We start from the raw sequence: 11,310 nt of genomic DNA, 5'->3' as shown, positions 1-11,310 counted from the left end.
TACAGTCGGGGGTAGGCGCGGGTGCCAGCCCCACCCGCGCGGAAAGGGAGCCCATGCGCGCCTATCACGTCGCCATTGTCGGTTCCGGGCCTTCCGGTTTCTTCGCGGCGGCGGCGCTGCTGCAGGCGGCCAAGACCTCCGACGAGTTCGACGTGCACGTCGACATGCTGGAGATGCTGCCGACTCCGTGGGGTCTGGTCCGCTCGGGTGTGGCACCGGATCACCCGAAGATCAAGTCGATCGCCAAGCAATTCGAGAAGACCGCCGCCAACCCGCGGTTCCGGTACTTCGGCAATATCACCGTCGGGGAGCGCGCCGACGGGGCGCAGGTGTCCGCCGAGGAGCTGGCGCAGCGTTACGACGCGGTGGTCTACGCCATCGGCGCCCAGGCCGACCGGCCGCTGGGCATTCCCGGTGAGGATCTGCCGGGCAGCCTGGCCGCGGTGGATTTCGTCGGCTGGTACAACGCGCACCCGCATTTCCGCGAGCTCGATCCCGATCTGGCCGGGAGCCGCGCGGTGGTGATCGGCAACGGCAACGTCGCCATCGACGTCGCCCGCATCCTGGTCTCCGACCGCGACGAGCTGGCCCGCACCGACATCGCCGACCACGCGCTGGCGGCGCTGGCCGGCCGCGGGGTGACCGAGGTGGTGATCGTGGGCCGGCGCGGGCCGCTGCAGGCCGCCTTCACCACCCTCGAGCTGCGCGAGCTGGCCGAGCTGACCTCGATGCGCGACGTCGACGTGATCGTCGACCCCGCCGACCTGGCCGCCATCTCCGACGAGGATGCCGCCGCGGCCGGGCACACCGTCAAACTCAACATCGACGTGTTGCGCCACATCGCCGAGACGCCGCCGGCAGGGCGGGCCCGGCGCATCGTGTTCCGGTTCGCCACCTCGCCCATCGAGATCCGCGGCGCGAACCGGGTGGAGTCCATCGTGCTGGGCCGCAACGAGCTGGTGGCCGGCGCCGACGGGCGGGTGGCCGCCCGCGACACCGGTGAGCGCGAGGACCTGGCCGCCCAGCTGGTGGTGCGGGCGGTCGGCTACCGCGGCCGGCCGGTCCCGGGCCTGCCGTTCGACGAGCGCGCGGGGATCATCCCCAACCTCGACGGCCGGGTGACCGGCAGTCGCAACGAGTACGTCGTGGGCTGGATCAAGCGCGGCCCGTCGGGGGTGATCGGGCACAACAAGCGCGATTCCGGTGAGGTGGCCGATCTGGTGCTGGCCGATCTCGCCGCCGCCGACGCGGGTGGTTCGGCCGCCGACCGTGACGCCGAACTGGCGTCCTGGCTCGCACAGCGCCAGCCGGCGCTGGTAACCAGCGCACACTGGGAGCTCATCGACGCCCACGAGCGCGGCGCGGGTGAGCCCACCGGGCGCCCGCGGGTGAAGCTGACCCGGATCGAGGACCTGCTGGCCGTCGCCCACGGGTGACCGGTCATGGTTTCAATGCGGGAGCGGCGGGTCGTCCGGGTAGTCGACCGGCGGTGCGGCGAACCGCCAGTTGTCCGGGTTCTTGATCGAGTAGGTCACGTCGTGCACCTCGCCGATGCTGGGCCAGGCGTCGACGTCTACGGCCATCCGCTGGTACACCGGGTGTTCGCCGACGGTGTCGCCCTTGATGACACCGCTGATGGTGACGTACTGCTCTCCGGTCACCCCGTCGGGCCGGGGGCTCAGGCCGGTGATCAGCAACTGTCCGTGGCCGGTGTCCTCGGCGTTGCGCGGGCCGCGCTTGAAGAATCGGGGACCGAGCAGCAGGACCAGGGCACCGAGCAGCAGCAACACAAACAACACTTCGAACATGGGGCAATGGTAGGACTGCACTCATGGACGCTGCCATCGCCAACCTCGACCTCGCCGAAGATCTCGCCTTGGCCCTGGAGCTGGCCGACCGCGCCGACGACGTGACCCGGGCCCGTTTCGGCGCCCTGGATCTGCGGGTGGAGACCAAGCCGGACCTGACCCCGGTGACCGATGCCGACCGCGACGCCGAGGCGCTGATGCGCGAACTGCTCGCGGCGCGGCGTCCCGGTGACGCGGTGTTCGGCGAGGAGTTCGGCGGCGAGCCCGGGCACGGCCGCCAATGGGTCATCGACCCGATCGACGGCACCAAGAACTTCGTCCGCGGCGTTCCGGTGTGGGCGTCGCTAATCGCCATGCTGCACCACGGGGTCCCGGTGGTCGGGGTGGTCAGCGCGCCGGCGCTGGGCCGACGCTGGTGGGCCGGAACGGGTTTGGGCGCGTTCACCTCGGCCGGCGGCCAGACCCGGCCGATCCGGGTCTCGGCGGTCGGCGACCTGGGCGTTGCCAGCCTGTCGTTCTCGTCGCTGTCGGGCTGGGCCGACCGCGGCCTGCGGGAGGACTTCGTGGCGTTGACCGACGAGGTGTGGCGGGTGCGCGCCTACGGCGACTTCTGGTCGTACTGCCTGGTCGCCGAGGGTGCGGTGGACATCGCGGCCGAGCCGGAGGTGGCGCTGTGGGACCTGGCGCCGCTGGACGTCCTGGTCCGCGAGGCCGGGGGCACGTTCACCGCGCTCGACGGGACCCCGGGACCGCACGGCGGCAGCGCGGTGGCCAGTAACGGTCTGCTGCACGAGGCGGTGCTCGGGCGGTTCGGCGAGGCTCGGCGGAGGTGAAGGCCGAGCCGGCGGAGCTTGCGGAGCCGGCGCTGACCGGAACCGACCATCGAGGCGGAGTTGACGCGAGCGCAGCGAGTGCCGGCGGAGCCGAGGGGAAGCCGGAACCGCCCGCATTGAACCGCGCGACTTTGAGTCGTCAGAACGTGTGAGTTCGGTAACAAAGCAGCGATCTTACTTTTGAGTAAGATACGGTAGGCGGCATCTGGTACCCCGACCGATTCCGAGGTTGCTGAACCCATGAGCAAAATCCCATCCACCAAGAAGTCCGGCCACGAAAGCGCCGTCGGCCTGCAGCGCCACAAGCGCTCGATGGTCGACGTCGGCCTGGCCATCGTCACGCCGCTGGTCGGCCAGGAATTCCTGGACAAATACGGCCTGCGCGACCCGCTCAACCGCGGCCTGCGCTACGGCGTCAAGACCGCCTTCTCCACCGCCGGTGCGGCAACGCGCCAGTTCAACAAGGTCAAGGGCGCCGGCAAGAGCCCGACCCGGCTCAAGGCCAGCGGCTCGGACTACTTCGACCTGACGCCGGACGAAGACCAGCAGATGATCGTCGACACCGTCCGGGAGTTCTCCGCGGAGATCCTGCGCCCGGCCGCCCACGACGCCGACGAGGCCGCCGCCTACCCCGCCGACCTGATCGGCAAGGCCGCCGAGCTGGGCGTCACCGCGATCAACGTGCCCGAGGACTTCGACGGCATCGCCGCGGCCCGCTCGACCATCACCAACGCACTCGTCGCCGAGGCGCTGGCCTACGGCGACATGGGCCTGGCCCTGCCGATCCTGGCCCCCGGCGGCGTCGCCTCGGCGCTGACCAACTGGGGCAGCGCCGATCAGCAGGCCACCTACCTGGGCGCCTTCGCCGGCGAACACGTTCCGCAGGCCTGCCTGGCGATCACCGAACCGCGCGCCCTGTTCGACCCGACCGTGCTGAAGACCACCGCCGTGCGCACCCCGAGCGGCTACCGGCTCGACGGCGTGAAGTCGCTGGTGCCCGCGGCCGCGCAGGCCGAGGTGTTCATCATCGCCGCGCAGCTGGGCGGCAAGCCGGCGATGTTCATCGTCGAGTCCGACTCCCCGGGACTGACCGTCAAGGCCGACCCGAGCATGGGCCTGCGGGCCGCCGCACTGGGCCAGGTCGAGCTCAACGGCGTCACCGTCCCGCTGGGCAACCGGCTCGGCGAGGACGAGGCGAGCGATTCGGATTACACCGACGCCATCGCGCTGTCGCGCCTGGGCTGGGCGGCGCTGGCCGTCGGCACCAGCCACGCCGTGCTCGACTACGTCATCCCCTACGTCAAGGAGCGCGAGGCGTTCGGCGAGCCGATCGCCCGCCGCCAGGCCGTCGCGTTCATGTGCGCCAACATCGCCATCGAGCTCGACGGGCTGCGGCTGGTGGTCTGGCGCGGCGCGTCGCGCGCCGAGCAGGGCATGCCGTTCGCCCGCGAGGCGGCGCTGGCCCGCAAGCTGGCCACCGACCGCGGCATGCAGATCGGCAACGACGGTGTGCAGCTGCTGGGCGGCCACGGCTACACCAAGGAGCACCCGGTCGAGCGCTGGTACCGCGATCTGCGCGGTGTCGGCGTCGCCGAGGGTGTCGTGGTCCTGTAGGCCGGCCGAGACAAAGACAAGGAAAAACCTGACATGGCAATCAATCTGGAACTTCCCAAGAAGCTCAAGGCCGTCGCCGAGAAGGGCCACCAGGGCGCCGTCGCGATGTTCCGCCCGATATCCCGCAAGTACGACCTGTCCGAGCACGCCTACCCCGTCGAGCTCGACACCCTGGCGGATCTGTTCGACGGCATCTCCGAGGCCAACACCATCTCGATGGCCGGCGCCGGCGCGTTCCACGGTGCCGACACCGGTGACAAGACGAACGTCAACGGCGCCAACATGTCCGCGCTGCTGAACGCCGTCGAGGTGTCCTGGGGCGATGTGGCACTGCTGCTCAGCGTGCCGCGCCAGGGCCTGGGCAACGCGGCCATCTCCTCGGTGGCCAACGAGGAGCAGCTGGAGCGGTTCGGCAAGAACCTGTGGGCCTCGATGGCGATCACCGAGCCCAGCTTCGGCTCCGACTCGGCGGCGGTGACCACCACGGCCACCCTCGACGGCGACGAATACGTGATCAACGGGGAGAAGATCTTCGTCACCGCGGGATCCCGGGCCGGCCACATCGTGGTGTGGGCGACGCTGGACAAGTCTAAGGGCCGCGCGGCCATCAAGTCCTTCGTCGTCCCGCGGGACACCCCCGGCGTCATCGTCGAGCGCCTGGAGCACAAGCTCGGCATCAAGGCCTCCGACACCGCGGTGATCCGCTTCGACAACGCCCGGATCCCCAAGGAGAACCTGCTGGGCAGCCCGGAGATCAACGTCGACAAGGGTTTCGGCGGGGTCATGGAGACCTTCGACAACACCCGGCCGATGGTGGCCGCGATGGCCGTCGGCGTGGGCCGGGCCGCGCTGGAGGAACTGCGCCGGATCCTCACCGAGGCCGGCGTCGAGATCTCCTACGACAAGCCCGCGCACTCCCAGAGCGCGGCGGCCGCGGAGTTCATCCGGATGGAGGCCGACTGGGAGGCCGGCTGGCTGCTGACGCTGCAGGCCGCCTGGATGGCCGACAACAAGAAGCCGAACTCCAAGGAAGCGTCGATGTGCAAGGCCAAGGCCGCCCGCGTCGGCAGCGACATCACGCTCAAGGCCGTCGAACTGGCCGGCACCGTGGGCTACTCCCAGGAGAGCCTGCTGGAGAAGTGGGCCCGCGATTCGAAGATCCTGGACATCTTCGAAGGCACCCAGCAGATCCAGCAGCTGGTGGTGGCGCGGCGCCTGCTGGGACTGTCCTCGGCCGAGCTGAAGTAACACCCCGCTCCGCGACGAGCCCCCGAGACCGTGCCGCACGGTTTCGGGGGCTCGTGGTTTCCGGGGCTCGTCGCATTTCCGAAACCGGGCATTCGCCGCCGGGCGGTGTGCAATGTTGGCGTCATACCGGTCTCTTCTGACCCGACCCCGACCGCCGAGGAGCGCGCCGATGGAATCGTTCGTCCACCTCCGCAAGGGGCAGACGCCCGAACGCATGCACGCCGACCTCGGCGGGCTCAAGGACGACGAGCTGGGCCGCAACGGATTCGTCGGGCGCACCGCCACCCTGTACCGACGCAACGACCCGACGGCGTTCCGGTCCGACGGGCCGCTGCGACCCACCGACGTGGTGGCCTCGGCGCTGACACCGGAGGACTCCACCGACCCGGCCGGCGCCCCGCTGCTGCTGTATTCGAACGACGACTGCGAGGTGCTGCTGTCCCGGCGCGCGGCGGCGATGCCGTTTCACGTCCGCTACATCGACGGTGACCTGCTGTGCTTCACCCACACCGGCAGCGGCCGGCTGGAAACCGAGTTCGGGTCGCTGGACTACCGGCCCGGGGACTGGATCTACCTGCCCAAGGCGTGCACCTGGCGCCAGCTGCCCGACACCGAGACCACGTGGCTGATGATCTCGGCCACCGATGAGTTCCGGGTGCCGCCACCGGGCCCGCTGGGTCGGCACTTCCCGTTCGACCCGACCCGGGTGGTCATCCCCGAGCCGAAGGCCCACGACGACGGCGATGTCCCCGCGGACGGCTACCGGGTCCGGCTGATGCACCGTGAGGTCGCCGGTACCCGGTCGACATCCCTGTACTACCAACACCATCCGCTCGACGTCGTGGGCTGGCAGGGCGACAACTTCCCGTTCACTTTCAACATCGCCGATTACAACGTCGTCGGCTCCGAACGCGTGCACCTGGTGCCCACCGTGCATTTGTTCATGCAGGCCACCGGGGTGTACGTGATGAACTTCCTGCCCCGGCCGGCCGAGAGCGCACCGGGAACCGAGCGGATTCCCTGGTATCACCGCAACGTCGACTACGACGAGATCGCGTTCTTCCACGGCGGATCGCTGTTCGGCGTCCCGATGCCGCCCGGCCTGATCAGCCACGCCCCACAGGGTGTGCACCACGGCGCACCGGAGAAGGCCCGCGAGCGGGCCCGGCGCAAGTTCGACGAGTACGACCGGGTCGACTGGTCGGTGATCGCCATCGACACCCGCCGCCGCCTGCAGCCCTCCCCCGCGGCGCTCGCCCACGACCTGGGCCAGCACCGGTGAGCACACCGCGCCACGACTACGACCGGATCCCCTATCTCATTGCCTACCAGAATGATTCGGGGGTGCGCGACGTCTACGGCGGGGTCGCCGAGCTGGTCGTGCTGGAGAGCCACCTGCTGCAGCCCCGTGACAACCCGTCGGGCACGGTGCTGGTGTTCATGCACCCGATCGGCGGCGGCGCATACCTGCCGATGATCAACGCGCTGGCCCGCGCCGGTCACCACGTCATCTACTGCAACAGTCGCTTCCGGGGCACCGACACCTCGCTGCTGATGGAGAAGGTGGTGCAGGACCTCGGCGAGTGCATCAAAGACGCCCGCGACCGGCTCGGCTATTCGACGGTGGTGCTGGCCGGCTGGAGCGGCGGGGGTTCGCTGTCGGTGTTCTACCAGCAGCAGGCCCAGCACCCGACGGTGACCGCCGCCCCGTCCGGCGACGGGCCGGACCTGACGAAACTGGACCTCATCCCGGCCGACGGGCTGATGCTGCTGGCCGCCCACATCAGCCGCCACGGCACGCTCACCGAATGGCTCGACGCGTCCATCCTCGACGAGTCCGACCCGTCGCGCCGGGACCCCGAACTCGACCTGTACGACCCGCACAACCCCAACCAGCCGCCGTATTCCGCGGAGTTCCTGGACCGCTACCGGGGCGCCCAAATCGCCCGCAACCGGCGAATCACCGCCTGGGTCAAGGACAAACTCGCCGAACTGCGCGCCGCCGGCCGGCCCGACGACGAGTTTTGCTTCGTCGTGCACGGCACCATGGCCGATCCCCGCTGGCTGGACCCGACCGTGGACCCCAACGACCGCGCACCGGGCACCTGCTATCTCGGCGACCCGCAGGTGGTGAACAACTCCCCCATCGGGCTGGCCCGGTACTGCTCGCTGCGCAGCTGGCTGTCCCAGTGGAGCTACGACGACGCCAACGCCGACGCGGTGGCCGCCGGCCCGGACATCGCGGTGCCCACACTGGTCATCGGCAACCGCGCCGACGACGCCTGCACCCCCAGCCACACCTACCGGCTGTTCGACGCGATCGGCTGCCCGGACAAGGAGCTGCACGAGATCGACGGCGCCAACCATTACTACTCCGGGCCGCAGCAGCGCGACGCCCTGGGCCGGGCGGTGGCGATCTGCACGGACTGGCTGTCCCGGCAGGGGTTTGGCCGATGATGTCTGCGATGCTGGACCGATGAACAGCGCGCCGGTCGCCGGGCCCCTGGACGGCATCCGGGTCGTCGAGGTCGGCACCCTGATTTCCGGGCCGTTCGCCGGGCGCCTGCTCGGCGACATGGGCGCCGAGGTCATCAAGATCGAACCGCCCGGCGCGCCCGACCCGCTGCGCACCTGGGGCCAGGCCGACATCGACGGCGAGCGGGTGTTCTGGACCGTGCACGCCCGCAACAAAAAGGCCGTCACGCTCGATCTGCGCCACCCGCGGGGCCGGGAGTTGTTCCTGGATCTCGTCGAACGCGCCGACATCGTGGTGGAGAACTTCCGGCCCGGCACCCTGGAGCGCTGGGACCTTGGTTACGACGTGCTGGCGCAGCGCAACCCGGGGATCATCCTGGTGCGGGTGTCCGGCTACGGGCAGACCGGGCCGAATGCCGGCAAGGCGGGGTACGCCTCGGTGGCCGAGGCCGAATCCGGGCTGCGGCACATGAACGGGTTCCCCGGCGGCCCGCCGCCGCGGCTGGCACTGTCGCTGGGTGATTCGCTGGCCGGGATGTTCGCCGCCCAGGGCGCGCTGGCCGCCCTGTACCGGCGCACCGTCACCGGACGCGGCCAGGTCGTCGACACCGCGCTCACCGAATCCTGTTTGGCGGTACAGGAATCCACCATTCCCGACTACGACGCCGGCGGGGTGGTGCGCGGCCCGTCGGGCACCCGCCTGGACGGCATCGCGCCGTCGAACATCTACCGCAGCGCCGACGGCTCCTGGGTGGTGATCGCCGCCAACCAGGACACCGTGTTCGCCCGGCTGTGCGCCGCGATGGGCAGCCCGGAGCTGGCGACCGACGAGCGGTTCGCCGATCACCTTGCCCGCGGCCGCAATCAGGACGAGCTCGACGACATCATCGGATCCTGGGCGGCGATCCGCCAGCCCGGCGAGATCATCGACACGCTATCGGCGGCCGGGGTGATCGCCGGGCCGATCAACACCGTCGCCGAGGTCCTCACCGACCCGCAGCTGCTGGCCCGGAACATGATCGTCGACCACTGGGATGAGCGGGTCGGACGAAACATCAAGGGCCCCGGGGTCGTTCCGGTGCTCTCGGAATCTCCCGGCTCGGTGCGCTCGGCCGGTCCCCCGCGCCCCGGATCACACAACGACGAGATCTACCGCGGCCTGCTCGGCCGCGACGACGCCGAGATCGCCGCGCTGGCCGAGGAGGGTGTGCTGTGACGCTGCCGCGGCGGGTGGACATCCGGGAGGTCGGGCTGCGCGACGGTCTGCAGCTGGAGGACCCGCTGCCGCTGTCGGCGAAACTGGAGCTGCTCGACGCCTTGGTGGCCACCGGGGTGCGCGAGATCGAGGCGACCGCGTTCGTGTCCCCGTCGAAGGTGCCCGCACTGGCCGACGCCGCCGAGTTGGCCGCGGCGCTGGCCCGGTTCGATACCGTCGAGTTCTCCGCGCTGGTGGCCGGCCCGGGCGGTGCACGACGGGCGGTGGCCGCCGGGATCGGATCGATCGAGTACGTGGTGTCGGCCGCCGACGGGCATTCGCGGGCCAATGTGGGCCGCGACACCGCCGAGGCGACCGCCGCCATCGCCGACATCGTGGCGATCGCCCACGACGGCGGAGCGCGCCTGGAGGTGATCATCGCGACCGCCTGGGACTGCCCGTTCGACGGGCCCACGCCGGCCCGGCGCGTCCTCGACATCGTGGCGGGGGCGGTGGCGGCGGGCGCCGACCGGATCGCGCTGGCCGACACCATCGGCACCACCACCCCGGGCCGGGTCACCGCGCTGATCGCGGCCGTGCGGCCGCTGATCGGGCAGTTGCCGCTGGGCGCGCACTTTCACAACACCCGCGGCGCCGGGCTGGCCAGCGCGTACGCCGCGGTGCTGGCCGGGGTGACCCGGTTGGACGCCTCGGTCGGCGGGCTCGGCGGCTGCCCGTTCGCCCCCGGCGCAACCGGCAACATCGCCACCGAGGATCTGGTGTACCTGCTGCGCGACTGCGGCGTCGACACCGGCATCGACCTGGACGCGGCGATCGCCGCCGCCGGGCTGGCCCAGCGCCTGGTCGGCCACGAGCTGCCCAGTGCCCTGCTGCGCGCCGGGGACCGGTGGCTGGGCAGCTGACTCGCCGGGCTGCTTAGAACCAGACCTGGAAACCGCCCAGGATGGTGTTCATGTCGCGGACGTAGTCAGCGTTGGTCGGGTCGGCGGTCTGCATGGTGACCACGGCGCTGTAATAGGTGTCACCGTTGCGCACGCCGACGATGACCGCGTTGACCGGGCGCCCTTCCAGGGTGTAGCCGACCCGCATGCTGGCGTGCCCGCAGACCACGCCCGCCTCGGCCGTCTCCACCGTCATGCCGTGCTGGTTCAGCCCGGTCAGCTCGGCGTCGATCACCTTCTGTTCGCTGTCGATGCCCTGGGGTCCTTGCGAGGCGGTGACCACGGCGTTCGGCGTGAAGTCGTTGGCCCGCATGCTCTGGTTCACGATGACCCCGCGCACGATCTGGGAATCGAGTGTGGTGTTGCGTTCCCAGCCGGCCGGCTGCGGGATCGCCAGCACCGGCTGTCCGGAACTGGCCGGCTGCAGCGTGAGCATCGACGTGGTGGCGGCCGCACACCCGCCGGCGACGGCGGGGTCCTGCGGCTTGTCCGCCTCCGTCGTGGTGCTGGTGGTCCCGGACGGGCCCGGGGATTCGGCGACACCGTCGCCGCCCACTTCGCGGGAGCACCCGGCCAGTGCGAGGCCGCCGATCAGCAGGCCCGCGGCGGCCAGCCCGGAGAATCTGTGCATCTGGACCCCTCACGTCGTCACGCCACAGTGTCGCCTCGACGCTACCCGGGGCAATCCCCGGCGGGGTGCGCCGGTTGCGCCGTAGGATTCCCGGCGTGCCCGACACCGCCCTGCGGGTCCTGGTCTACAGCGACAACGCCCGCACCCGAGAGCAGGTTCTGCTGGCGCTGGGCCGCCGGATCCACCCGGACCTGCCGGAACTGGACTACCTGGAGGTGGCCACCGCACCGGTGGTGATCCAGACCCTCGACGCCGGCGGGGTCGACCTGGCCATTCTCGACGGCGAGGCCACCCCGGCCGGCGGTATGGGGATCGCCAAGCAGCTCAAGGACGAGATCGCCGACTGCCCGCCGATCCTGGTGCTGACCGGCCGCCGCGACGACGCCTGGCTGGCCCGCTGGTCACGCGCGGAGGCCGCGGTCGCCCATCCGATCGACCCCATGGTGCTCGCCGATACCGTCAGCGACCTGCTGCGCAGCCGCTGAGCACACCCGGCGCACGCAGTGAGCGCCATCGGCGCAGCGAAAGACCCTACGTCCCAAGC

At 70.7% G+C, this 11,310-nt stretch carries 11 protein-coding genes; 9 read left to right on the top strand and 2 right to left on the bottom strand.

All coding sequences use genetic code 11. The features are described from left to right. Positions 1 to 53 precede the first annotated feature (53 nt). Positions 54 to 1,436, top strand: coding sequence for an FAD-dependent oxidoreductase (locus tag G6N16_RS09110; RefSeq protein ID WP_083029453.1), 1,383 nt, complete (start codon positions 54 to 56; stop codon positions 1,434 to 1,436). A gap of 12 nt (positions 1,437 to 1,448) precedes the next feature. Here the strand turns inward: G6N16_RS09110 and G6N16_RS09105 are convergent, their stop codons facing one another. Continuing rightward, positions 1,449 to 1,808 carry a hypothetical protein gene (locus tag G6N16_RS09105; protein WP_083029452.1) on the bottom strand — a complete coding sequence of 120 codons (360 nt, stop codon included), beginning with the start codon at positions 1,806 to 1,808 and terminating at the stop codon, positions 1,449 to 1,451. Between the two features lie 23 nt (positions 1,809 to 1,831). On the opposite strand from G6N16_RS09105, the gene hisN reads away from it, so the two are divergent. The 7 genes from hisN (at position 1,832) to G6N16_RS09070 (ending at position 10,096) form a co-directional block, all read left to right on the top strand. After that, positions 1,832 to 2,641: a histidinol-phosphatase gene (hisN, locus tag G6N16_RS09100; RefSeq protein ID WP_083029451.1), complete on the top strand. Its 810-nt coding sequence runs from the start codon at positions 1,832 to 1,834 to the stop codon at positions 2,639 to 2,641. A gap of 240 nt (positions 2,642 to 2,881) precedes the next feature. Continuing rightward, positions 2,882 to 4,255: an acyl-CoA dehydrogenase family protein gene (locus tag G6N16_RS09095; protein ID WP_083029450.1), complete on the top strand. Its 1,374-nt coding sequence runs from the start codon at positions 2,882 to 2,884 to the stop codon at positions 4,253 to 4,255. Between the two features lie 33 nt (positions 4,256 to 4,288). Beyond that, positions 4,289 to 5,503, top strand: a complete 1,215-nt coding sequence (locus tag G6N16_RS09090) for an acyl-CoA dehydrogenase family protein (protein WP_083029449.1) — start codon at positions 4,289 to 4,291, stop codon at positions 5,501 to 5,503. Between the two features lie 169 nt (positions 5,504 to 5,672). Continuing rightward, positions 5,673 to 6,785 (top strand): homogentisate 1,2-dioxygenase, encoded by a 1,113-nt coding sequence (locus tag G6N16_RS09085; protein ID WP_083029448.1) that lies wholly within the window; start codon positions 5,673 to 5,675, stop codon positions 6,783 to 6,785. After that, positions 6,782 to 7,960, top strand: a complete 1,179-nt coding sequence (locus tag G6N16_RS09080; RefSeq protein ID WP_083029447.1) for an alpha/beta hydrolase — start codon at positions 6,782 to 6,784, stop codon at positions 7,958 to 7,960. The genes G6N16_RS09085 and G6N16_RS09080 overlap by 4 nt, the downstream gene beginning before the upstream one ends. 19 nt (positions 7,961 to 7,979) lie before the next feature. Continuing rightward, positions 7,980 to 9,194, top strand: a complete 1,215-nt coding sequence (locus G6N16_RS09075; protein ID WP_083029446.1) for a CaiB/BaiF CoA transferase family protein — start codon at positions 7,980 to 7,982, stop codon at positions 9,192 to 9,194. Beyond that, a complete protein-coding gene (locus tag G6N16_RS09070) occupies positions 9,191 to 10,096 on the top strand; it encodes a hydroxymethylglutaryl-CoA lyase (RefSeq protein WP_083029445.1) in 906 nt (301 codons plus the stop codon). Before G6N16_RS09075 ends, G6N16_RS09070 begins: the two co-directional genes overlap by 4 nt. A gap of 13 nt (positions 10,097 to 10,109) precedes the next feature. Here G6N16_RS09070 and G6N16_RS09065 read toward each other — a convergent pair whose 3' ends face one another. Next, positions 10,110 to 10,766 (bottom strand): hypothetical protein, encoded by a 657-nt coding sequence (locus tag G6N16_RS09065; protein WP_083029444.1) that lies wholly within the window; start codon positions 10,764 to 10,766, stop codon positions 10,110 to 10,112. A 95-nt stretch (positions 10,767 to 10,861) separates the two neighbouring features. Between G6N16_RS09065 and G6N16_RS09060 the strand changes: the two genes are divergently transcribed. Then, a complete protein-coding gene (locus G6N16_RS09060; protein ID WP_083029443.1) occupies positions 10,862 to 11,251 on the top strand; it encodes an Rv3143 family two-component system response regulator in 390 nt (129 codons plus the stop codon). Positions 11,252 to 11,310: the final 59 nt, after the last annotated feature.

Source organism: Mycolicibacterium insubricum, assembly GCF_010731615.1.
GTDB classification, from domain to species: Bacteria; Actinomycetota; Actinomycetes; order Mycobacteriales; family Mycobacteriaceae; genus Mycobacterium; species Mycobacterium insubricum.
This window is presented reverse-complemented; position numbering and strand designations above follow the sequence as displayed.